Annotated in this window: 18 protein-coding genes; 9 read left to right on the top strand and 9 right to left on the bottom strand. The window is 44.9% G+C overall.

Annotation, left to right across the window (positions count from 1 at the left end):
• The first annotated feature begins 409 nt into the window (after window positions 1-409).
• Genes GJV22_RS10025 through GJV22_RS10005 form a run of 5 tightly spaced genes read left to right on the top strand, consistent with a single transcriptional unit; the run spans window position 410 to window position 9,761 of the window.
• Window positions 410-2,110 (top strand): pectate lyase, encoded by a 1,701-nt coding sequence (locus GJV22_RS10025; protein WP_205461822.1) that lies wholly within the window; start codon window positions 410-412, stop codon window positions 2,108-2,110.
• 18 nt (window positions 2,111-2,128) lie between these two features.
• Window positions 2,129-5,296 (top strand): DUF6298 domain-containing protein, encoded by a 3,168-nt coding sequence (locus GJV22_RS10020; protein ID WP_205461821.1) that lies wholly within the window; start codon window positions 2,129-2,131, stop codon window positions 5,294-5,296.
• 23 nt (window positions 5,297-5,319) lie between these two features.
• Entirely contained in the window at window positions 5,320-6,213 is an 894-nt protein-coding gene (locus tag GJV22_RS10015; protein WP_163712458.1) for a sugar phosphate isomerase/epimerase family protein, read from the top strand.
• Window positions 6,214-6,231: 18 nt separating this feature from the next.
• The gene (locus GJV22_RS10010) at window positions 6,232-6,906 is read left to right on the top strand and encodes a DUF3826 domain-containing protein (protein ID WP_205461820.1); all 675 of its coding nucleotides are present in this window, start codon (window positions 6,232-6,234) and stop codon (window positions 6,904-6,906) included.
• Window positions 6,907-6,941: 35 nt separating this feature from the next.
• On the top strand, window positions 6,942-9,761 hold the full coding sequence (locus tag GJV22_RS10005) for a T9SS type A sorting domain-containing protein (protein WP_163712454.1): 2,820 nt from the start codon (window positions 6,942-6,944) through the stop codon (window positions 9,759-9,761).
• Window positions 9,762-9,862: 101 nt separating this feature from the next.
• Here the strand turns inward: GJV22_RS10005 and GJV22_RS10000 are convergent, their stop codons facing one another.
• Window positions 9,863-10,726, bottom strand: coding sequence for a helix-turn-helix domain-containing protein (locus tag GJV22_RS10000; RefSeq protein ID WP_163712451.1), 864 nt, complete (start codon window positions 10,724-10,726; stop codon window positions 9,863-9,865).
• Between the two features lie 118 nt (window positions 10,727-10,844).
• Here GJV22_RS10000 and GJV22_RS09995 point away from each other — a divergent pair, with 118 nt between their 5' ends.
• The 4 genes from GJV22_RS09995 to GJV22_RS09980 are packed head-to-tail and all read left to right on the top strand — an operon-like array spanning window position 10,845 to window position 14,445.
• Window positions 10,845-11,513, top strand: a complete 669-nt coding sequence (locus GJV22_RS09995) for a corrinoid protein (protein WP_163712448.1) — start codon at window positions 10,845-10,847, stop codon at window positions 11,511-11,513.
• Between the two features lie 9 nt (window positions 11,514-11,522).
• Window positions 11,523-12,872: a uroporphyrinogen decarboxylase family protein gene (locus tag GJV22_RS09990; protein ID WP_163712445.1), complete on the top strand. Its 1,350-nt coding sequence runs from the start codon at window positions 11,523-11,525 to the stop codon at window positions 12,870-12,872.
• Window positions 12,869-13,765, top strand: a complete 897-nt coding sequence (locus tag GJV22_RS09985; protein ID WP_163712441.1) for a CobW family GTP-binding protein — start codon at window positions 12,869-12,871, stop codon at window positions 13,763-13,765. The genes GJV22_RS09990 and GJV22_RS09985 overlap by 4 nt, the downstream gene beginning before the upstream one ends.
• Window positions 13,762-14,445, top strand: coding sequence for a vitamin B12 dependent-methionine synthase activation domain-containing protein (locus GJV22_RS09980; protein ID WP_163712438.1), 684 nt, complete (start codon window positions 13,762-13,764; stop codon window positions 14,443-14,445). The genes GJV22_RS09985 and GJV22_RS09980 overlap by 4 nt, the downstream gene beginning before the upstream one ends.
• Before the next feature lie 81 nt (window positions 14,446-14,526).
• Here GJV22_RS09980 and GJV22_RS09975 read toward each other — a convergent pair whose 3' ends face one another.
• The 8 genes from GJV22_RS09975 to ribB form a co-directional block, all read right to left on the bottom strand.
• Window positions 14,527-15,852 carry a DUF1593 domain-containing protein gene (locus tag GJV22_RS09975; protein WP_163712436.1) on the bottom strand — a complete coding sequence of 442 codons (1,326 nt, stop codon included), beginning with the start codon at window positions 15,850-15,852 and terminating at the stop codon, window positions 14,527-14,529.
• Window positions 15,853-15,927: 75 nt separating this feature from the next.
• Window positions 15,928-17,598 carry a DUF5060 domain-containing protein gene (locus GJV22_RS09970; RefSeq protein ID WP_163712433.1) on the bottom strand — a complete coding sequence of 557 codons (1,671 nt, stop codon included), beginning with the start codon at window positions 17,596-17,598 and terminating at the stop codon, window positions 15,928-15,930.
• 223 nt (window positions 17,599-17,821) lie between these two features.
• Window positions 17,822-18,772: a transketolase family protein gene (locus GJV22_RS09965; protein WP_163712430.1), complete on the bottom strand. Its 951-nt coding sequence runs from the start codon at window positions 18,770-18,772 to the stop codon at window positions 17,822-17,824.
• Window positions 18,773-18,782: 10 nt separating this feature from the next.
• Window positions 18,783-19,643 carry a transketolase gene (locus GJV22_RS09960; protein WP_163712426.1) on the bottom strand — a complete coding sequence of 287 codons (861 nt, stop codon included), beginning with the start codon at window positions 19,641-19,643 and terminating at the stop codon, window positions 18,783-18,785.
• 20 nt (window positions 19,644-19,663) lie between these two features.
• Window positions 19,664-21,076, bottom strand: coding sequence for an L-fucose/L-arabinose isomerase family protein (locus tag GJV22_RS09955; RefSeq protein WP_163712423.1), 1,413 nt, complete (start codon window positions 21,074-21,076; stop codon window positions 19,664-19,666).
• Between the two features lie 34 nt (window positions 21,077-21,110).
• Window positions 21,111-22,610, bottom strand: coding sequence for a glycerol kinase GlpK (gene glpK, locus GJV22_RS09950; RefSeq protein WP_205461819.1), 1,500 nt, complete (start codon window positions 22,608-22,610; stop codon window positions 21,111-21,113).
• Between the two features lie 165 nt (window positions 22,611-22,775).
• On the bottom strand, window positions 22,776-23,543 hold the full coding sequence (locus tag GJV22_RS09945; RefSeq protein WP_205461818.1) for a DeoR/GlpR family DNA-binding transcription regulator: 768 nt from the start codon (window positions 23,541-23,543) through the stop codon (window positions 22,776-22,778).
• 13 nt (window positions 23,544-23,556) lie between these two features.
• Complete coding sequence (ribB, locus tag GJV22_RS09940; protein ID WP_163712419.1) at window positions 23,557-24,186, bottom strand: 3,4-dihydroxy-2-butanone-4-phosphate synthase; 630 nt, start codon at window positions 24,184-24,186, stop codon at window positions 23,557-23,559.
• Between the last annotated feature and the right edge of the window lie 4 nt (window positions 24,187-24,190).

Raw genomic sequence — 24,190 nt, 5'->3', positions numbered from 1 at the left:
CTATTTTTAAAAGTAATATTCTGGTGTTGTAACGATTACATGTTAGTTTTAAAAATAAAGTTTAAAATACTCGTAAATAGTGCCCTGTAAAATGTAAACGTTATCATTTTTGTATTATTTTTGAAGACGTAACATGATGAGAGAAGTGTTTCTGTTAAGATATTTCAAAATGAATTCGAACATGTTGCACTCAATTAAACCTCATTAACCGATGTGCTGGAAATAGATGTTTAATGAAGAAGCTACAAGTAAAACACACTACTTGTGCCCCGTTGGGTGTGATCCAATTAGCGGCACCTCACCTATTGGTAACTGCTATTTGCTAAAAATATAGGGAATAGTTTTTGTTTAATAATTGAAATGAAAATAAGCAATTGATCTAGAGGTAATTGTAGAAAAGTATAATATTATGAGAAAGAAGTTTAGAAGATTAGGAGTCGTTATTGCATTAGCAGCCTGCACATTCTATTCAGGTTCTGTGTATGCACAGTATCCAACAATTCCGGATTCAGTGAAACATGCAGCAGAAGAACTGATGAAGGCAGCGGAAGAGCATTCCGACATAGCTTGGGAAAAAGCGATACCGGCTATCGAAAAAGAAGCCGCTCAAGGGAAACCATATGTACCTTGGGCAAAGCGTCCGACTGATTTGCCACAGGCTGTAATTCCTGCTTTCCCTGGTGCTGAAGGTGGCGGTATGTACACCTTTGGAGGTCGTGGTGGACAAGTAATTACAGTAACTAACTTGAACGATGATGGTCCTGGTAGTTTTCGCGAAGCTTGCGAAACTGGTGGTTCGCGGATTATTGTTTTCAATGTTGCAGGGATCATCCGCATTAAATCTCCACTGATTATCCGGGCACCTTATATCACTATTGCCGGACAAACAGCACCTGGCGATGGCGTTTGTATTGCCGGTGAAACTGTTTGGATTAATACGCACGATGTGATCATTCGTCACATGCGTTTCCGCAGGGGTGAAACCTGGGTTGGTCGTCGTGACGATGCCATTGGTGGTAACCCGGTCGGAAACATTATGCTCGATCATATTTCGGCCAGCTGGGGACTCGATGAAAACATGTCGATCTATCGTCACATGTATCTGACTGATCCTCGTAAACCGGAAGAAAAACTGGGTACCGTGAATATCACCATCCAAAATTCAATTTTTTCTGAAGGACTGGATACCTGGAATCATGCTTTTGGAAGTACCATTGGTGGCGAGAATTGTTCTTTTATTCGCAACCTTTGGGCTGATAATACCGGAAGGAATCCATCGATCGGTTGGAATGGTGTCTTCAATTTTGTCAATAATGTTTTGTTTAACTGGGTACACCGTTCTTTAGATGGTGGAGACCAGACTGCTCGTTACAACATCATCAATAACTATTTTAAACCTGGTCCGTTAACGCCTGCTGATTCACCAGTGGGGCATCGAATACTGAAGCCTGAATCGCGTTATACCATGAATGGCCGGAAAGTTTACGGCTTGGTTTATGTGAATGGAAACGTTGTTGAAGGAAACGATAAAGTAACAAAAGACAATTGGGATGGTGGTGTGCAGATCGAAGAGATGGAAGATGCCGGCGAGTATACGCCCTACATCAAATGGGATAACCCGCATCCGATGCCTTATATGACTATTTATCCTGCAAAAGAGGCTTTCGAATATGTGTTGGACAATGCAGGTGCTACCTTCCCCAAACGCGATGCTGTAGATGCGCGTGTTACCAAGCAGGTTAAAACCGGTGTTGTCGAATATCCGAAGAATGTTGATTTAAGCCATGTTCCTCATTTTAAATACCGTCGTTTGCCGGAAGATTCGTACAAAAAAGGAATTATTACCGATATTGCTCAAGTTGGCGGTTATCCTGAATACAAAGGAACACCTTACAAAGATTCTGATGGCGATGGTATGCCAGATGCTTGGGAGAAAAAGTATAAATTGAACCCGAATGACCCATCTGACGCTAACGGAGACCTTAACGGCGATGGTTATACAAACATCGAAAAATACATTAACGGAATTGATCCGACTGTGAAAGTTGATTGGACCAACAAGGAGAATGATTACGATACGTTGAACAAAAAAGACGGTAAACTTTGGTAATCAATTAAAACTTTAAAAATGAAGATGGTGTCCGGACGCTTTAAAAGAAATATGAGTAAGATGTTGAAACATGTTTTTTTGCTACTACTTTCTTTAGGAGCTATTTGGTCTGCAAATGCGCAGAAGAAAAAAGAACAAACACCGCCGCTTCAGCTATCAGAAATCGGGAATTTGGTTTATTCAGCGGACACGCTGGGAAATCGGGTTCCCGATTTTTCCTATTGTGGCTACAAGGCTTCTTCCGAGAATATTCCTTTTGTTCCGGTAAAAGTGATGCTGGGGCCAACAAAAGGTGATGCTACGGCAAGCTTGCAACAAGCAATTAATTATTTGGCGGGGCTTCCTCTCGATAAGAATGGTTTTAGAGGTGCTTTGTTGTTAGAGCCGGGGCAGTATAATCTGGCTGGCCGATTGATGATTCATGATTCCGGAATTGTGATTCGCGGAGCCGGTTTCGGAAATAACGGCACGGTTTTAAAAGCCGCTGGTATTAGCCGTGAAACTTTGATTCGGATCGAAGGGGAAGAGGTAACACTGAATGAGAAGCAGGTAGGGCTGAATCAGGATTACGTTCCTGTCGGATCGTTTAAGTTGAAGGTAGAAGATACGACGATGTTTCCGGTAGGCACAAAAGTGGCCATTACACGCCCTTCAACCCAAAACTGGATTGACTTGTTGCAAATGAATTGGTTTGGTGGCGAAACGGATTGGCTGGGGTGGAAGCCCGGGGGAAGAGATTTGCGATGGGATAGGACCGTGGTCTCGGTAAAAGGAGATACCCTGGTGCTGGATGCACCCTTGACGACGGCTCTTGATCGTAAATACGGAGGTGCTTTTGTTCAAGCTTATCAGGCTGATGAAAGGATTAATCACATTGGAATAGAGAACTTGAGTATTATTTCCGATTTCAATACGGACAATGTGAAAGATGAAGAACATTGCTGGAATGGAATCAGTTTTGAAAATACGACGGATGCGTGGGTTAGACGAGTTCAATTTAAAAATCTGGCTGGCTCTGCTGTTGCTGTTTTCGAATCAGCATCGCGGATTACTGTCCAGGATTGTATGTCGTTTGATCCTGTGTCCGAGATCGCAGCATTGCGTCGCAATACTTTTTTTACCGAAGGTCAGCAGTGTCTGTTTCTGCGCTTGTATGCGGAGTTTGGGTATCACGATTTTTCAACAGGAGCATGTGCTGCCGGCCCAAATGCATTTGTGCAGTGTGAATCGCATTTGGCTTCGAGCTTTAGCGGTACTGTTGATAGTTGGGCATCGGGAGCGTTGTTCGATATTGTAAATGTTGATGGTAATGCGCTGAGTTTCCGGAATCGGGAAATGCATGACCATGGCGCCGGATGGACGGCTGCCAATTGCATGTTCTGGCAATGTTCTGCGGCATTAATAGAGTGCTACAACCCACCGGGAGCGACTAATTGGGCGTTTGGTGCCTGGGCACAATTTGCAGGCAATGGCTACTGGAAAAATGCCAATGAGCATATTCATCCACGAAGTCTGTTTTTTGCTCAACTAGGCGAGCGTATTGGGGCTGATAAACTACCCAAATCGCCGGTGATTGATATAACAACCAATGAAACGAGTAGCCCGACTTTGGAAGAAGCTGCAGAGCTAACAAAATTTGCAGAACACCCGGCTGTTACATTGATTGAATTCATCGAACAAAAGGCAGCCGAAAATCCAATCTCATTAGCTTCAGAAAATGCAATTGCATACAGCAGGCTAAATATCAAAAAATCGACCGATGCGCCGAAGGAATTAGCGCCAAAAATGCATGTTGATAACGGATGGTTAGTTCGCGGAGAAGAGGTGCTGACCGGTAAACGACATACGGTGCCATGGTGGAACGGTAGCTTGCGTCCGCGAAAAGTGAAACAGGCCCAGCCCGCAATTACACGCTATGTGCCGGGAAGACTGGGAACCGGATATACCGATCGATTGACGGATGTCATCCAATGGATGACGGATGCAAATATGATTGGGGCTGAGCAGCATTATGCGCTTTGGTATGATCGCCGTCGCGATGATCACGAGCGCATCCGCAGGATGGATGGTGAGGCTTGGGCTCCATACTACGAATTGCCTTTTGCCCGTAGCGGTAAAGAGTTGGCTTGGGATGGCCTGAGCAAGTATGACTTGACGAAATACAACCCTTGGTACTGGGGGCGCCTGAAGCAATTTGCCGATATGGCCGATCAGGAAGGGCTATTGCTGATTCATCAAAATTATTTTCAACACAACATTATTGAAGCAGGCGCACACTGGGTTGATTCACCCTGGCGAACAGTCAATAATATCAATAACACCGGCTTTCCGGAGCCAGTACCTTTTGCAGGAGACAAGCGTGTGTTTATGGATCAGCATTTCTACGATGTAACCAACCCGGTTCGTCGCGAATTGCATCGAAAGTTCATCCGGCAGTGTTTGGATAATTTCAAGGATAATAATGGTGTCATTCAATTATTGAGTGCCGAATATACCGGACCGCTTCATTTCATGCAGTTCTGGCTGGATGCGATTGCTGAATGGGAAAAAGAAACCGGTATTCATGAGTTGGTAGGATTGAGCGCTACCAAAGATGTTCAGGATTCTATTCTGGCTGACCCGGTTCGCTCAAAAATCGTTGACTTGATTGATATTCGATACTGGTCGAGTCGTGACGACGGTAGCCAATTTGCACCACTTGGCGGTCAACATTTAGCGCCTCGTCAGCATATGCGTTTGGAGAAGATCGGAAAACGTTCGTTCGATCAGGTATACAGTGATGTACTTACTTATAAAAAAGCTTTCCCCGAAAAGGCAGTCATGTATTCATTCGACCAATCGGATAAGTGGGCGTGGGCTGTTTTTATGGCTGGCGGGTCGCTTGCCGGTATTCCTGCAATTAAAGTTGACGGTTTTCTCGACGCGGCTTCCGGTATGAACGTAGTGGATGTTGCTGAAGAGGGGGTCTACAAATTAGAGCAAGCAGGTGGAGGAAGTATCTTCTTTTTGAATGGGAAAAACCCCGAATATTCGGTCGAAGTTCCAAACGGAAATTATCAGCTTGTTCAAATTGCCCCTTCATCAGGCGAACAGGTCGGTAAGTCCGTTCGGGTAAAAGGAGGAAAATCAGTTCAGCTGAAAGCCAACAAGGATTCGGACGCTGTTTTCTGGCTTCGAAAGATGTAGACTGAAATCAAACTAACATGAAAATGAAAAAATCAAACTATAAAATCATAAGTCTCTTTTTGCTTGCTGCGCTATGCCTGAATACGGTTAGTTGCCAGTCAGCAAGTAAGAAAAGCGAAAAAGAACAACAGTATAAAATTGCTGTTGTCGACCTGATGATTCTAAAACGGCAAAAGCTCAGTGCTTTTCCTTTGGCGAAAGAAATTGGAGCTGAAGGATTGGAAGTGGATATGGGAGGTCTGGGGAAAAGACCAACTTTCGATAACAAGCTGGCCAACGATTCATTGCTGAACTTGTTTTTACAGGCATCAAAAGATAACGGAATTGAAATTTGTGCCTTGTCCATGTCCGGTTTTTATGCTCAATCGTTCCCCTATAAGGAAACTGCAGTTCAGGCGGTTCGTGATTGCATTACTAGCATGAAAAAGGTTGGCACAAAAGTTGGATTTCTGCCTTTGGGCGTCGAAGGTGACCTTGTGCAACATCCGGAACGCCGCGAGGCTATTGTTGAACGGCTAAAAGAGGTGGCAAAATATGCCGAAGAAGCTGAAGTCGTAATTGGAATCGAAACCGCACTGGATGCAACGGGTGAAGTGCAACTGTTGGACGAAATTGGTAGTCCGGCTATTCAAATTAGTTTCAACTTCTCAAACCCTCTGAAAGCCGGACGCGATTTATACCAGGAACTTGAAATACTGGGAGCCGACCGGATCTGCCAGATACACGCAACCAATAAAGATAGCGTTTGGTTAGAGAACGATCCCGAGATTGACATGCAGAAGGTGAAGAGTACGCTCGATAAAATGGGATGGAGTGGCTGGTTAATTGTAGAACGGTCGAGAGACGCCAATAACCCACGCGATGTTCGTGGAAATTTCGGAGCCAATGTGGCTTACTTAAAATCAATTTTTCAATAAAACTAACAAGCAGACAAGATGAAAAAGATAAGTTTAATCGCTTTTGTGTCGATCCTGGTTTTTAGCCTGAGCGGAATGGCACAGCAAATGAATTATAAAGAGTTTACCAATCAAGAATATTGGGAAGTCGTATCCGGAAGGGCAGCAAAAATTGTTGAGTCCATGGATTTGAAGGATGCCGCGAAAGAGAAGCAGGTGCAGGACTTAATTGCGGCACAGTATTACCGATTGAATGGCATTCACGACACCACAGACGAGAAAATAGAGGAACTGAAAAAATCGGATCTCGAAAAGGCCAAGAAAGAAAAGGAGATTGAGAAGCTAAACGCCAAGCGCGAAAAGGATCTGGCTAAACTGCATAAATCGTATTTAAAAGACTTGTCTAAAGAACTGACTGCGGAGCAAATTGATGAAGTTAAAAATGGTATGACTTACAGTGTGTTGGTGCATACCTGGGATGGCTATTTGGATATGCTTCCCGACTTGACCAAAGACCAGAAAACCTACATTTGGAATGCGTTGGTTGAGGCGCGCGAAAAAGCGATGGATGCCGGTTCATCAAAAGCAAAACATGCCTGGTTTGGTAAATACAAAGGCCGGATTAATAACTACCTGTCGAAAGAAGGTTATGACTTGAATAAAGCCAGTGAAGAATGGCATGAACGTTTGCGGGAAAAAGGAATTGAACTGTAGCCTGAAACCTTCGTTGCAAATCAAAACTAAACTTAATGAGATATCAAGTATTAAAGATGCTGACGAGGCGGGTTTTTCCAACTTTTTGCGGAATTATGTTCTCAGTTTCTCTGTGGGCCGGAAGCCCAATTGTAAAGATCGACTTCAACCAAGCCGGGAGAAGTGAATCTGAAACCAACACACCTGGCTATGAGCCTTGGGTTAGCTATACAAATCCTGTAAGCATGACATTTGACGGTGTTAGCTTTACCTTGGAGAAGACAGGTGCAGCCGGAGTTGGATTGAAAAGTAATTGGTATAAAGCCGGAATTGGCACGGCAAAGTTAGTCAGTGATGGTGTAACTGTAGACAATGGCAATGCTGGAGGTGAAATCACATTGACCATCAGCGGACTTGAAGCCGGGGATCATTCCTTGCTGGTTTATTTGAATAATGTTGATAGTCCGACAGCGGGGACGTTTAGCCCTGTCGATATTCTTGTTAACGGAGAGCTTGTTGAGGACAATGTTGTTCCAACAATCCGAGCCGCTACCAATTACGAAGCTAAGATTGTTTATCTGACTTTTACCGTGCAGGAATCAGAAAATGTTGCAATCACGTTTAGGGCAGAGACAGCTGGTGACGAAGATTTTAAAAATGTTGTTGTAAACGGCATCGAGCTCAACACGCCAAATATGCTCGACCAAGCCATCAGCCCAAGTCCTGAAAATGGGGACGAACATGTAGTTGCCGATAACGGATCGGTGGCACTTAGCTGGACAGCCGATGATGAAGCGACTTTGCACCTAATTTATTTTGCTACCGATTCAGCAACAGTGGCTGATGCGACAACAGATGATGCTGCGTATAAAGGTTCCCAAGCTGAAACTGAATATCAATTGACCGGCTTGAATACGCAAAACGATTATTTCTGGCGAATTGATGAACAGAAGGAAGACGGAACACTGACCAAAGGAAATATATGGTCATTTCGTTTGGCTCAGCTCTCTTTCCCCGGAGCTGAAGGTTACGGACGCTATGCTAAAGGTGGCCGTGGAGGTAAAGTGGTACACGTTACCAATCTGGATGATAGTGGCGAAGGTAGTTTGCGATATGCCATAGAAAATGAAACCGGCCCCCGAACAATTGTTTTCGATGTTTCAGGATTGATAACATTACAATCCCGTTTGGTTTTGGCGAGTAGTTATGTGACTATTGCTGGCCAAACTGCTCCCGGAAAAGGAATTTGCCTGCGCGATGCACCTTTTGGTCTGAGTGGAGCAAACGATGCGATTGTTCAGAATATTCGGGTTAGACGAGGAAATATTGGTGATTACGATCATGGCTTGGACGGCATGGGGATGCAGGGAAGCAATAACTGCATCATCGACCACTGCTCTATTAGCTGGACGATTGATGAGGCATTTAGTTCCCGTTCGGGGAAAAATATCAGCCTGCAACGAACGCTGATTTCTGAAGCATTAAATGTTGCTGGTCACCCGAATTATCCGGAAGGTACTGCTCACGGCTATGCGGCCAGTATTGGTGGCGATGTTGGTAGCTTCCATCATAACTTGCTGGCCCATTGCGAAGGGCGTAACTGGAGTTTAGCCGGAGGGCTGGACGGAAACGGTTACTATGCGGGAAGACTCGATTTACGGAACAATGTGGTTTACAACTGGGGCCACCGGGCTACCGACGGTGGAGCAATGGAAGTCAACTTTGTAGGCAACTATTATAAACCGGGAGCGGCAACTAATTTCTTTTATGCATTAAACATGCAACATGAAGGCACGGGAAATGGAACACAAAGAGCTTATTTCGATGGCAATGTGATGCCTGGCCATTTTGATGAAACGAACCAGGACGAAGGTCGAAAATTTACGATATCGAATGGTGCTATTGTTGATTGGGAGACCTTTGTAAGCGAGCCTTTCTTCGAATCTTATGTTGAAACACAGACAGCCAAAGCAGCCTACAAAGATGTTTTGTCTGACGTGGGATGCGTTCAGCCGAAACTCGATGACCATGATGTTCGGGTGATTAATGAGTCGTTAAACGGAACATACACCTACTCCGGCAGCGTTTCCGGAAAAGCGGGCTTGCCCGATGATCAGGCGGATGTTAGTAGCTGGGAAGATTACCCGGAAGAGAGCCGCGATGCATCCTGGGATAGTGATGGAGACGGCCTTCCTAATTGGTGGGAAAACTACTACAATCTAAATATAAATTCGGTTGAAGGTGATTACTCTGAAGCCAATCAGGATCTTGACAGTGACGGTTATACCGAGTTGGAAGATTACCTGCAATGGATGGCTAAACCACATTTTATCCAGTCGGTTAACAAACCAATTACGATCAATTTGACTGAGTTCTTCAAAGGCTATGAGGCTACTGCTTCATTTGTTGCTGCCAATGTAACAAACGGGAGTGTGGAGATTACAGACAATGTCGCTGAATTTAAATGCGCGACATGTGGAATGGCGTCCTTTATATTAACAGTGACTGATGCAGATGGAGACAGCAAGACAAAAGAGGTTGTGGCATTTTTTACGCCAAATAACCAGGGAAGCTGTACGCCCGATTTTTCAACCGGGATGAATGACCTTCAGGAGAAACTGAACGATATTTACGTTGTTCCTAACCCGGTTAACAACCCGTCGTTTACCTTGGTGGGGTTCAGCAATGGCGATGTTATTAAATCGGTGACGGTCATTGACGTTTCAGGTCGGGTGCTTCAAAAGAAGCTACTAAATCTTCAGGTGAACGGTGATTACCGGAAAGAGTTTAGTTTGCCTGACATGAATACCGGGATTTATATTGTGAATGTGGAATTTACAAACAAAACGGAGGTGTTGCGCTTTGTGAAATCATAGCGGACATCTTAATTCATTCTTAAGGAACAGATAGAAATAATATAAATTTCTACATTGGTTTTTGCTTTAAGTCAGTCGGCAACTTAGTCGGCTGGCTTTTTTTATTGTTTCAGCCTTTGACGATAAGCGCGGGGTGAAAGTCCCATTTTCTTCTGAAAATCCTTCGAGAAGTAATAAGCGTCTGTGTAGCCCATTTTGTAGGCAATTTGCTTAATCTTCATACTGGTTTGATCAAGGTATTCGCAGGCCTTGCTAATTTTCAGGTGTGAAAAGTAACTTAGTGGGCTGTAGTTGGTGACCCGCCTGAAAATCGTTGACAAATAAGTAATTGAGTAGCCGCTTTCGTGCGCAAAATCATTTAATGTCATTTTCTTTTCAATATTCTGCTCCATAAAGCTAATCAGGTTTTGAACCATCGGGTTTTCCTCGGTCAAAAGATCATCCCCGGTTCGCGAGGCAAATACAAATGTAGCCAGTAGGTGGGCAAAGGTGAAGTTTATATAGTGCATGTTCGCGTTGTTGTACCCTCTGCTCAGGTTTGCAAAAAGCTCGTCAAACAGCATCTTGCGATTGGCAACGAGGTTGTTTACCGATGGAACAAGGTCTCGAACCGCTGTGAATTCTTTTTCAAGTATCTTGGTCTTGGAGCCGTTAAAATAGCATAAGAAAACATTTGTCGGCTCGCTTTCTCCGACTTCAAAATGGTATTGAAAGCCCTTAGGGATGATACAAAATTGCTCTTTCTGCATCCAAACCCTGTCGGAAGCAATGGAGAGTAATAAATGGCCCTTAGTGCAGTATATTAATAGGTAATCATTCAAGGGAGTGAGCTGTTTGTGGATTGTTTGTTTACCCATCAACAATTCGGTCAGTTCGCATAAATACAAGTCCAGGGTGAGCTCATCATGGCGCTGTGCGCTCAGAATAACGTCGGGAACTTTCGAAAATCTTCGTTTTATTATCATTTGTATTTTCTTATTTTTCGAAGAAAGTAAGATAATACATCTTTTTCAAAAAATGGACTATTTTTTATGCCTGTTTTCACCGATAAATTTGTGGAGAACCTGATTAAACTGATAAAATATGAGTGATTTATTGAATCAACTTTCGGAATGCGTAGAGTTTGGAAAAGTCAATAAGGCTGCTCCGTTTCCGCCACAAATGAAAGGAATGGACGGAGCCGATGAAATTACACGTCAGGCAATTGAACAAGGCGTTGCTGCTCAGGATGTGTTAACTAAGGGCCTGATGCCCGGAATGGAGCGTGTTGGCGTGAAGTTCCGCGAAAACAAAGTGTTTGTCCCGCAAGTATTGATGTCGGCAAAGGCAATGAGTACTGCGATGGTCCATTTAAAACCTTTCTTTGCTTCAGGCGAGGCCAAACAAAAAGGAACCTTTATAATCGGAACTGTTTTAGGCGATTTGCACGATATTGGTAAGAACCTGGTGGCCATGATGCTGGAGGGTAATGGTTACAAGGTGATTGATTTGGGTATTGATGTAAATACAGATAAATATCTGGCTGCCTTGGAGGAACATCCGGATGCCGCAGTAGGTTTGTCGGCTTTGTTGACAACAACAATGGCCAACATGGAACGCATCACGCAGGAAATTAAAGCTGTTTATCCCAATACACTGGTTACCATTGGTGGTGCTCCGGTAAATGCAGATTTTAGTCAGAAAATCGGCGCCGACTATTACGCACCCGATCCACAAGGGGTCGTTGAATTCTTAAACAAGCAAACCGCTTAAGCCAAAAATATGAACGGAATAGAATTATTAAAGAAGGCTTTTAAGCTGGAAGAAACTAAACGCGCACCCTGGGTGCCTTTTGTGGGTGTTCATGGAGGAAAGCTTATCGGTGTTGACGCAGAAACTTACTTGAAAGATGCGGAGTTGATTAAACAAGGTATCGAGAAATCCATTAGCTTGTATCAACCTGATGGTATTCCTATTGTGTTCGACTTGCAGGTTGAAGCAGAAATTTTGGGTTGTAAACTGGTGTGGAGTAAGGAAAATCCACCGGCTGTGATTTCACATCCATTGTTGGAAGGTACGCCTCTGGCCGACTTAAAACTGCCTGAAGCAACCGATGGTCGTATTCCTGTCGTGTTGGAGGCGACCAAAGCCATTAAAGGTAAGTACCCCGAATTGGGTGTGTATGGTTTAATTACCGGACCGTTTACTTTAGCCTTGCACCTGTTGGGTACTGAAATATTTATGAAGTTGTTTGAAGATCCCGATTATGTAGTTGAGCTAATGGATTTTTGCACTGAAGTGGGGATGCGCTATTCGGAAATGTTACTGGATTCCGGTTGCGATGTCATTGCCGTAGTTGATCCAATGACCAGCCAGATTGATCCGATGTCTTTCGAGACTTTCGTAAGCCCTTATGCCAAACGAATTTTCGACTTCGTTCGTTCGAAAGATAAGTATAGTTCTTTTTTCGTGTGTGGTCATGCGCAACAAAACATTGAAGTGATGTGTGACTGCCGTCCCGATAATATTTCGATTGATGAAAATATTCCATTGGATTTTGTGAAGGAAACAGCGCTAGCCAAAGGAATTAGTTTTGGTGGAAACCTGAAACTGACCAGTGTGCTGCTTCTTGGGAACGAGCTGGATTCGAAAAAGGAAGCTGTTAGCTGTATCGACTTGGGAGGCGTAAAAGGATTTATTTTGGCTCCTGGATGCGACTTGCCAATGGATACGCCGGTTGAAAACCTGCAGGCGGTAACCGAGCTTGTTTATAGTGAGTATGCACAACAAGCTACCCGCGAAATGGAGCATGTGGCTTCTTTGGAACCAATGAGTCTGGATGGACATTTTGCCGACGACAAAATTGTGGTCGATATTATTACACTTGATTCAGCTTCGTGTGCTCCTTGCCAATACATGGTCGAAGCGGTAAAACAAGCGGCTGCCGATTTTGATGGAGCAGTAGAAGTCATCGAACACAAAATCAAAAATGTGGATGGTATTCGCATGATGATGGCGTTGGGCGTTCAGAATGTGCCAACTACTTGTGTGAATGGTAAGGTGGCCTTTATTAGCCAGATCCCACCGAAGTCTGCCATTATTGAGGCATTCGAAAAAGAACTGGCCGTATGAGTATTCCCTTGCAATTAATTACCGGCTTTCTGGGAAGTGGCAAAACCTCTTTCCTGAAACATTATTGGCCATACCTGTCTCAGTCGAAAAAAGTGGCGGTTATTCAAAATGAATTTTCGCCTGTCAATATCGATGGGCAGGAGCTGAAAGCCGATTTTAGTTGCGAGATGCTGGAAGTGAATAATGGATCGGTTTTTTGTGTCTGTTTGCTGGGATCGTTCATCGATTCGCTCCGTCAGTTTGTTGATCAGGTAAAGCCTGATCTGCTGTTGATGGAAGCTTCCGGTCTTTCTGATACCCTTGGGGTTGGGCAGGTTTTTCAATCTGAAAAATTACGCGGAAAAATATATTTGGATAAAGTTTGGTGCCTGGTTGATGCGAAACATTTCGACCGGGCTCCGGCTTTAAAATTGCGTCTGGAACATCAAGTTCGCAGTGCTGATATTGTACTGTTGAATAAGCTTGACCTGTACGACGGGGATTTGAATGAACTGAAAACCGACATTCAAAAGATGAATCCATTCTCGGCTTTGGTCGAGGCCCGGCACGGACAAATTGAAGATTACGAGCTGAGCGGAAAACCACGTTTCTTTATGGTTGAACAGGCGATCGGCGGGCGCCCTGATGTGGAGTCGGTCGTAATTAAAAGTGCACAAAGTATTAGCGAAAAAGCACTGCGCTCGTTTGTTCAGAACTTGAACGGAGCATGTTTTCGTGCCAAGGGTTTTGTTCGACTCGAAAATGGAAAGCAGGGTTTCATGCAGGCTGTTTTCGATCAGCTCGAAATTAAAGAGTTGGATCAGCAGGCAGGCAGCACCGAATTGGTGTTGATCGGGCAGTTTGATAAAAGCGTTAACTTACAGCTTAAATACGATGAATATTGTCGGCTATGATTTACGAAATATCCTTTCGTTTTGAAGAATTGGAACTGGATGAAGAATTCATTTCCCGGGAACTGGGCTATCCCCTTGATGCGATGCCCGAACCCTTTCCTTTTTATCTGAGTGAAGCGCAAAATCTTGCTTCATCAGTAAACGATATTGTCGGTTCCTATCAACTGTTTGAACCTTCGCAGTTTCTGACCAACGGGCGCTCTTTGCATCTAAAGGGGGTGAAGCTGAAGCCGGGCAAAACAATTACCGGAGAGTTAAGAGAATCAAGCCATGCTGCCCTGTTTATATGCACAGCCGGCAAAACCATTTCCGAAGAAGCCGACCGACTTTTGCGCGGTGATGATCCTGTTTATGGTTATGTGCTGAATGTTTTCGGATCAGCCATTGCAGAAGCAGTGGCCGATCGGTTACAGGAGCGTATTCAAGCCGAGGCTCAGGCACAAGGGATGCAAATTACCAATCGGTACAGCCCGGGCTACTGTCATTGGGATGTGGCCGACCAGCATGCGTTGTTTTCTCTTTTTGAGGGTAAAACAGGAGGTGTTTCGCTAACGCCATCAGCCTTAATGCATCCGATAAAATCGATTAGCGGAATTATCGGTGTCGGTTCTGACGTGCAGTACCGGGACTATCACTGTGATTTGTGCCAGATGAAAACCTGCATGCATCGCAAGATGTAGTTTCAATAATAGGATCACTATCCGGGTGCTCCTGTGTTCTGCGTATTTTTCAATATAACGAACCGGCTGAATCAGTTCATTTTATTCTGAAGGTTTTGGGGTTTTGCATCGGTTCATTCGTTTGGCGAAATCCGCTAGAAATTCTTCACGCCAGCGACTAACTGTTTTGGCTCCGATGTGATCGCCTTCAGCAAATTCCGGGTTCGGATTGTCTGTCCACCAATTGGGGAGATCCGCTGCTGGTTGATTTGCGAGCTTAGCCGAAGGAATGAAAGCAGTTATGCTACCAGTCATCCCGTTTAGTTCCTCGATATTACTGTCAATTGAAAATTGGAAAACTTTGGCACTTTTAGGCGAGAAACGAAAGCGCACTGAATCGTCACCGAGGAAATACCCCGTCAGTGCCTGGTTGTCGACTTTTAGAAAGGCTTGTGGTTGTTCCTGCGTCTGCTGCTTTATTGGCAATGAAAGTTCCATAATACCAAATTCCTGCATCCTGTCTTTTTCTTCCGGCATTTGAGTGAGCTGGTAGTGAGGGCGCTCCCATGCCCGAATGTATTGGCCGCCCCATCCCGGTTGTGTGGGATCTTCCTGGTTTCCGTTCAGCAGCCAGGCCAAAGAAGGTGTATCGCCCATTTTGATGGTTCCTCCCAATTGAGTCATGAAGAAGTTGGCTATGGCGCCACGGCCGGCAATTGACTGGGCTGGAAAGCCGTTGTTGTTCAACGCTTCTGATTGATTGCCACCGGTAAACCAGCCTCGGTATGTTGAATTCGATTCAATAATCCACAAATTGGGGTGATTGTCGACCATGTATTGGTAGGCGTCGGGTGACCATTTTTTGTTGGGACCTCCAATCCAGTATACACGCAACCTGGGCAGAATGTCGGGAGCATCGTGCAATGCCTGAGATAAGTCTTCGATGCCACCCCATATCAGAACATAAAGCGGTCGGTCATCGTTGCGACGCGCGCAGTCGATAAGCCACTTTGAGCCTTCGGTTGGTTTGCCGACCCCGCTATAGCCGGCGATTTCTTCGGCGCCTTGTTTGGTGATTTGACGAAGTGAATCTGCCGTGGGGTATTGATCCGAATAGGTTTTCAAATTTGGGTAATCTTTTTCATACTCATCAATTACGGCCAGTATGTGTTGTTTGCGCCCCGGACCGTAAGCCGAGGATATAATCCCTTCTAAATCGATCACATCTGCATACAGAAACAGGTGTACCATCGACTGAAAATCATCAGGGTCTGTGCCGCCAATATCGCTCGAGACAATCACTCGAAAGCGGGTGTCATTCTGGGTTTGTGTATTTTTATTTATTGGGGATTGGCAGGAAATTAGCAGGAATGTTAGGGTAATCAGGTAACAAAATTGTAAGGCTTGCTTTTTTCGATTTCGCTTCATGATGCTTGTTTTGAGTTGAAAATTATCCTTAAATGGTAACCAAAATTAGTTTAAGTTACTGTAGGCTTAATGGTTTTATTCGTTCTGCTTTCTGCGTACAAGTAGAAGCCAGTCGGATTGCTGATCGGGAGGGCTAAACGAAACTAATTTATCCTTTTTCAGAGTGATCGGAGCAATGTTTTGTTTTTCTCCGGTTATCGTATTCATCCAGGTATTGTCGGTGTAATTTCCTTGGTTCAATCGAAGTTTGAAGGAATCTCCTGTTGTCGAAAATACCAAATATTGTTGGGCGGGCTCAGCCAGACACCAAACATGTTTTTCATCGCAGTCGGCCAATAATGAGTCGGCCGGGTTCATGGTGTAAAACTGTACTTCGCGATTCATTACTTCGCTCAGCAGATCTATTTGGCGGGCAGACGCGGCATAAGGATTATCATCGCCAAAAAAGGGCAAGCCTTCGGGGCCGAAAGCCACGAGGGAATCTTCTCCAGCGTGCCCACACCAGTTGAATGATGCTCCGGCGGTAACACAGGCCCATGCCGATTGGCGTAAATCGTCGCGTGTGGCTTTCGTTCGCTGTTGCCAGAAACGCCTCCATAGAGCATTGCCTTCAATCATGTAAACCGGTTTGCCTGGTACATAACCGGCCAAACAAGCCTGATGATGTGTCCATGCGTCCTTCCAGTAGGGACGGTCAGCATCACGATCATCAGAGAAAATAGAATGGTTTTCGATTGCGGCGAAATTGTATTCCGGTCGGTTGTACTCGTTTTCTACCGGATGTTCATCTTCGTATGTTCGGAGGTGATCGAACACATCGTATTTCTGAATAAGCCGGGCCCATCCCAATTCTGAGTATTCACGGTCACCGGGAACTTCCCATACAAATCCCCAGCCCGCAATATTGGCGTACGGGGCCAGACGGGCAACCGTATAACGCACCAGAAAATCTTTTTCCTCTTCGCTCAAATTCGACCACTCAGGCCCATCGTTTTTACTTCCGTCAAATCCCAAAAACAGGTGTAGCCCGACATTTCGGTCGTTAAGCCACGAAACATGCTGTTCCATTAGTTGCCACACATTAAGACGCATTGTTTCCGAAGCTTTGCCATCTTCGTAGAGTGTCAGATCTTGTGTTGCAGGGGCGGGACCGTCGTGGTAGATTTGCGTGAAGCAGCAAAGTGAAAGCAGCCAGTTCACCATAAGGTGGTTGTACCCGCGGTCAATCATTGGTTGGTAAACGTTGGTGGTGATCCAGTCGAAAGGTTGTGCAATAGAGCCGTGTCCGCTTTCGTAATACGATTTTAGCCAAACCGGCTCGGTGCCGTTATAGGCCAGCCAACGCGGATTTTTGCTGTAAGCCCGTAAGATACCTTTGCCCGCGTTGGTTGTATCACATATAAATCGATCTTCTCCGCCGGGTGTGCTATCGCTCCATTTCCATTGATAGTGCCATGCGCCGATTTCATCAGGAATGAAGCGAAACTTCCAGATAGAACCGTTTTTCTTGTCGCCACCTCCAGCTCCGTCACCATCGAAAAAGCCGATAAACTTCGTCTTTTTCCCTGATGGAGCGATAAACGTACATTTTAGCTCAACACCGGTAAACTTATTTGAATAAGGCGTGGTGTTTTCCAACGACTGTTCAAAAGTGCGGTAAAGGCCAACCCGAGATTCTGGCTTTTTGGGTGTACAGCTGAATGTTGAATAGATCAAGAGAGCAAAAAGAAGGATTCTGTTTCGCATGGTTTGGTTAGTTTGATGAAAAGTTATTTCAAAATTTGTTCGCTTGGTATTCGTTGCATAATAGTCGGATATGAACGATAAAATTACTCTTTTGGGTAAGGTGTAGAGAGAGAATGCCGGTTTTGCATCTTACCAGGCAGGCAAAGCAAAACCGGCAGTTCTTTGGTTTTAAATTCGAATTAGGTTTGAAAAGGCGATTTTATTTCTATCTATTACGGGCGATTTACTTCAACAGATTCAATGCTGTCTTAGTCAATCCTTCGCCCGAAATTCCGTAATAGTCGAAGATTTCCCCCTGAGAGCCGGGAACGGTATCTTCGTCGGGTATGCCGACAATCTTGAACGGTACGATGGCTTGATTTTGAAGCAGCACTGCAGCGCAGGCTTCACCCAGGCCACCATGCACGCTGTGTTCTTCGACCGTAATAATCGCTTTGCATTTCGAGGCCAATTTTAAAATCGCAGCCTCGTCCAGTGGACTGATGGTGTGCATGCTCACCACCTCTGCTGAAATGCCTTTCTCTTCGAGCAAGCGGGCTGCTTCGTAGGCCGGAGCTACCGTTTCGCCACAAGCAATGAAAGCCACATCGGAGCCTTCGCAAATCACCGATGCCTTGCCGATCTCGAATTTTTTATTCACGCGCGGCAGGTGGGGCATATTCTTCTTCCCAAACTTAATGAAGATTGGCTTTTCTGATTGAGCGGCGTAAGTAATGACCTCCCGTGTTTCGAAGTTGTCGGCAGGTATCACAATCTGCATGTTGTGCATTGCACGAAGGGCGGCAATATCGTGAAGCGAGTGATGAGTTGTACCAAGAGCTCCGTAGCTAACTCCGGCGCTAATGCCAATCAGGCTAACCGGGTAGTTCGAATAGGCTACATCGTTTTTGATTTGCTCGAGTGAGCGGGTCGCCAGAAAACAAGCCGGCGAAACCGCAAATACGCTTTTGCCGGTCGACGCAAGGCCTGCTGCCACGCCAACGAGGTTTTGCTCGGCAATACCAACTTCAACAATTTGTTCGGGCAGTTTTTCGGCATAAGACACCAGTTTTCCTGATCCTCGAGAGTCGCTGGTAACCGCCAGTATTTTAGAGTCCTTTTCTGCTAACTCAATCATTGTTGCTGAAAATTCCTCGAGGTTTGCTTTCCCTAATTCTAATGCTTTTAAGCTCATTATTTTCAGTTTATGAGTTAACAGTTTCAAGTTGTTTTTTCAATTCAGCTTCCTGGGAATCCAGTTCGGCGATGGCTTGTTTGTATTCTTCATCAGAAGGTACACCGTGGTGCCATTTTTTTACGTCTTCCATATAGCTAACGCCTTTGCCTTTTACCGTGTTTGCAATGACCAATGTTGGCTTTCCCTCTTCAGCCGGAGTCGCATTCAATACTTTGCGAAGCTCCGGAATGTTGTTTCCGTCAACAATCACAACCTTCCAGCCAAAAGCTTCAAACTTTTTGTCGATTGGGTAAGGAGAACAAACATCTCTGTTGCGGCCGGTGATCTGTAAGCTGTTGTGGTCCAGAATAGCGGTCAGGTTATCCAGCTTGTAGTGGGCTGCCATCATGGCGCCTTCCCAGTTCGATCCTTCGGCCAACTCGCCGTCGCCGAGCAGTGTGAACACCTTGTAGGGCGCCTTGTCTTTTTTGCCGGCAAGTGCAATGCCGGCGCTGATGGGTAGTCCATGGCCTAGTCCACCGGTGTTGAACTCGATGCCATTCACTTTCCGGGTTGGATGACCAACATATTTCGACTTGAACCGACAGAGCGTTTCCAAATCACTCTCAGGATAGAACCCTTTATCGGCCAGCACCACATAAAGCGACTCGACGGAGTGTCCTTTACTTTGCACATAGCGATCACGATTCGGATCCCCAAAATTTTCAGGCGACACGTTCAATACGTCATTGTACAAAACGTTTAGAATATCTGTACTGGAGAGGCTTCCACCCGTATGTCCGGCTTTAGCTATTTTGATGTATTTGAGTAATGCTTTGCGGTAGTGAACCGATTTCAGCATCAATTCAATGTCACTAAATCTTTTCATTCAATTTTCTACTTTAGATGTTATTCGTGGGTGTATAAATCCCATCCGAGATAGTTGCCAATGGCTTCTTCCAGAATTTCAGATACATGTCCGCGAACCATGGCAACGTGGTGTTCAAATCCGTTTTTACACATGTACTTCATTAGGTTTTGCAGGTTCGGGATTTCACAAACGGCAATACCGCCATCCATTCCGTAAGGATCGTCGGTCATTGTGCCTTCGCCCAAATATGTTTTGATTGTACCTTTTACATCGTCTGTTGAGATCCGGAAGTAAGTCATGTTGCCGGCAGCAACTTTTCCTTTGACTGCTCCGAAAGTATCTTCGCTACCCAAAACTGTTCCCAGCACATCCAGACTGCCAATTTCGATGTCGTTTTGGAAGAATGATTTGGGGTAGTTACTGCAGTGTGTGCAGACCACTTTGTTGCGGTCTTCAGCAAAGTTGTTGTTCCAGTCCAGAATTGCTGATGGTGTTTCGGCGGCCAAAGCCAGCGCGTACATGGAGATGGTTCCTGCAACATCAACTTCGCAGGCCGATGGCATCAGTTTTTCACCCATCATACTCATGGTGACGCAAGCGGCACAACCGTAGTTCTTCTCGATTGATTCCCAGCATTGCAGGGCAGAGATGTCAATGTCGTTATCGTTGATCCAGTTTTCAACAGCCAAACCGAAACGGGCCTGTTTTGCGATTTTCTTTTGCGCGGTGATGGCGCAGCTTCCGTAAGCCTGAATGGCTTTTACTTTGGCTACAACAGCCGGATCGTTTTCGTCGATTTTTTCAGCCGCGGCAATAATTTCCGACATATCAACAGGAACGATTGTGATGCCGTATTTTTGAAGCAGCTTCTCACTGTAGCGCATGGTTTGGAATCCGATAGGGCGGGTTCCGATTGCTCCAACACGAAGACCGTTCAGGCCTTTGACCACGCGGCAAATGCCGGCGAATTTCAGCAGGTCTTTGGTGAATTCAGCACTGTCTAAGTTATAAGTGTGATAAATGGTATCGGTGAATTTAATTCCGTACTGGTAGAAGTTATTGCAAACAGAAAGCTTTCCGCAGAAAGCATCCCGGCGGCTTTTCACATCAACTTTGTCGTTGTCGTCGTCGCAGGCTACAACCAATACTGGTACGGTAAGACCGGACATTTTAATGGAATTCACAACGCCGAGTTCGTCGCCAAAGTTTGGCAAAACAACCAGGATCCCGTCAATTTTATCGCTGTTTTCCTTGAACAGCTTTGCGCACTTAACAGCATCGGTGTATCCTTCAATATTTCCGGTTGGTGTTTCCGACTCCGCGAGAATCACATGGTCGTAACCCATGCTATTTAATTTTGCTAATACTTTTGCGCGGGCATTAACTGCCAATTGCGAGTTGAAAATATTTCTTGTCGCGATAATTACGCCAAAGGTGTGTTTCTTTTCCATGATTTATTTTGTTTGATTTTATAATTGCAATTGTCTATTCAGTTAGTCGGGCTCTTTTCACTGCTGTTTCCCAGCCTTTCACTAAAGCGCTAACTTCATCTTTATTCATTGTTGTATTGAAGGTTTGACTTTCGTCGCGAAGGTTTTCGAGTTCTTTTTGATCTTTCCAGAAACCAAAAGCCAGACCGGCCATATAAGCTGAGCCCAGTGCTGATGCTTCTTCGATTTTTGAGGGAGCTACTTGTTGCCCTAATAAATCAGATTGGAACTGCATCAGGAATTTATTGCGTGTTGGGCCTCCGTCGACCCGAAGTTCTTTGAGTTGAATTCCTCCTTTTTTAGCCATCAGGCTTATTAGGTCGTTCACCTGGAAGGCTATACTTTCCAAGGCGGCACGAACGATATGTGCCTTGGTAGTGTTGCGTCCCATCCCCGAAAGGCATGCTCTTGCCTGGTTGTCCCAGTAAGGAGCTCCAAGCCCAACAAATGCAGGAACCAGGTAAACGTTGTTATTATTGGGAACAGATGTTGCTAATGATTCCGTTTCGGAAGCGTCCTGAATCAGGCCGACATCGTTTTTTAACCAGTTAAGTGTGTCACCGGTGCAATGAATATTTCCTTCATACACATAGTACACTTTTTTTTCACAGCTATAGCCAATCGAGCTTACCAGGCCTTCAGGTGCATCGAGGCATTCGAGTCCAACATTCATCATGATGGACGATCCGGTGCCATAGGTTGCTTTGGCCATTCCCGATTGAAAGCAATTCTGTCCGAATAAAGCGGCGTGCGAGTCGCCAATTAGTCCGGCAATTGGTTTGGCTTTTTTAAAAAGATTCGAAATGGTTGTGTATCCGTAGATTTCGTCACTGAAACGGACCTCGGGGAACATATTGCGATTCAGGCCAAACAGTTCAATTAATTCGTCATCCCAGTCCAGGGTGTGAATATTGAATAGCATGGTGCGACAGGCGTTGCTGTGGTCGGTAGCGTGAACTTTGCCGTTGGTTAGTTTCCAAAGCAACCAGCTGTCCATTGTTCCCAATAGCAGCTCGCCTTGCTGAGCCAGTTCTTTTAAGCCAGCAGTGTTGTTCATGATCCAGCTTAGTTTACTGGCCGAAAAATAGGGATCAATTACCAAACCTGTTTTTGAGCGGATCTTTGCTTCCAGTCCATCGGCTTTCAACTGCTTGCACATTTCTGCACCGCGTTGGCATTGCCAAACAGCGGCATTGGCTACTGGCTCTCCGGTGTTCTTGTTCCAAATCAGGGCCGTTTCGCGCTGGTTGGTAATTGATAATCCGGTAATTTGAGCTTCGCTTACTTTTTTTTCGGCTATCACCTGGTGAATGGCAGTGCAAGTATTGTTGTAGATCTCAATCGGATCGTGTTCTACGAATCCTGGTTGAGGGTAATACTGTTCGTGGCTTATAGTTTTGCGGTTAATCAGCTTTCCTGAACGATCAAAAAGAATGGCTTTTGTTCCGGAAGTACTTTGATCGATGGCCAGAATGTAGACTCCTTGCATACTCATTTTTTGCGTTTATTTCAGTTTTGTTAGATTTTCGAAAACAAAAATAAAAGAAAATAAACGAAAACAAAAGAAAGTCTTTGGATTTGTGCTTATAATTCGTATTTGAAATTATTCAATTAAGATTAGGCGAGAAACAGGAATTTAAGTAGTTGGATAATTGTTTATTTAAGAAAGGATCAGTTTCACATCATTTTCCTCGAAAAGCTTCATGTCATCCTTTTTGATTTTCGAATCGGTAATCAAAACGTCAATGAGTGAAAGTGCGCCCAAGCTGGCAAATGAGCTTTTTCCTATTTTGCTGGAGTCGGCAACCAAGTATACTAGGTTTGCAGATTCAATCATGCTTCGTTTAACGCAAATGTCGCTAATACTAGGATAGGTTAGCCCCGATTTAAGGGTGATGCCAGCTGTTGCCAGAAATAGTTTGTCGACATGTAAATCGTTAAAAAAGTCGGCAGCTTTTTGCCCGGTCAGCGAAAGAGTGGGTGCTTTAAATTCACCTCCGGTTAAAACCAAATTGATTTCCGGGTCGGCACCAAGAATCAGTGCAATATTCAAGGAGTTTGTGATTACTGTGAGGTTTTTGTAGCCGTTAATCAATTTTGCAATTTCGGTTGTCGTTGAGCCGGAATCGAGAATAATGGTATCTCCATCATTGATGTAGTCGAGAGCTTTTTTAGCAATGGCTGCTTTTTCGTGGAGGTGCTCCTGGTTCTGCAGCGAGATGTTTTTGACGCTAATGCCAATATTCTTGAGGTAAGCTCCACCGTGTTCGCGTTCAATAAAGCCGTCTTTTTCCAATTTTTCAAGATCCTGCCGGATGGTTACTTCAGTTACTTTGAAGATTTTACTGAGTTGCAGAACTTTTGCATGACCGTCTTCGCGGATCATTTCCAATATTTTTTCACGACGTTGATTGGGGAGCATTGCCATTGTTATTTGGTTTTTAGTCGATGGATTTTTCGTCCATATACTCAAGTAGTTGTTTGATTGTTATTAGTTTGATGTTCATTTTTTCAGCCAGTAAACAAAGGTCGGCGTAACGAGCCATAGTACCGTCCTCTTTCATGATTTCCACCAAACTGCCCGCAGGTTTTAGGCCTGCCAGACGCGGTATTAATACGGCTGCTTCGGTGTGTCCCTGTCGGGCGCGCAAACCACCGGGATGTGCAATAATTGGGAAAATATGCCCAGGTCGACCAAGTTCCTTAGGCTTTGTATTCGGGTCGGTTAATGCTTTGAATGTTTTCGAGCGATCGCTGGCCGAGATTCCAGTTGTACATCCATGACCGATCAAGTCGATGGATACGGTAAAGTTGGTGGTGTTGGGCGATGTGTTGTCTTCTACCATGCGATTAAGATTCAGTTCTTTACATCGCTCCCCGGTAAGAGCTGCACAGATCAATCCTCGGCCATGTGTGGCCATGAAATTCACAATTTCAGGACTCGTCAATTCTGCAGCAGCAATAAAATCACCCTCATTTTCGCGATTTTCATCATCGGTAACAATAATCAGCTTTCCATCTCTAATGTCAGCAATAGCTTCTTCAATAGCTAAGCATTCCGCCTCTGTCATACCT

The sequence above is a fragment of the Mangrovibacterium lignilyticum genome (genome assembly GCF_010882175.1).
Lineage (GTDB): Bacteria > Bacteroidota > Bacteroidia > Bacteroidales > Prolixibacteraceae > Mangrovibacterium > Mangrovibacterium lignilyticum.
The sequence above is the reverse complement of the archived record's forward strand: the minus strand, read 5'-3'. Positions and strand labels throughout refer to the sequence as shown.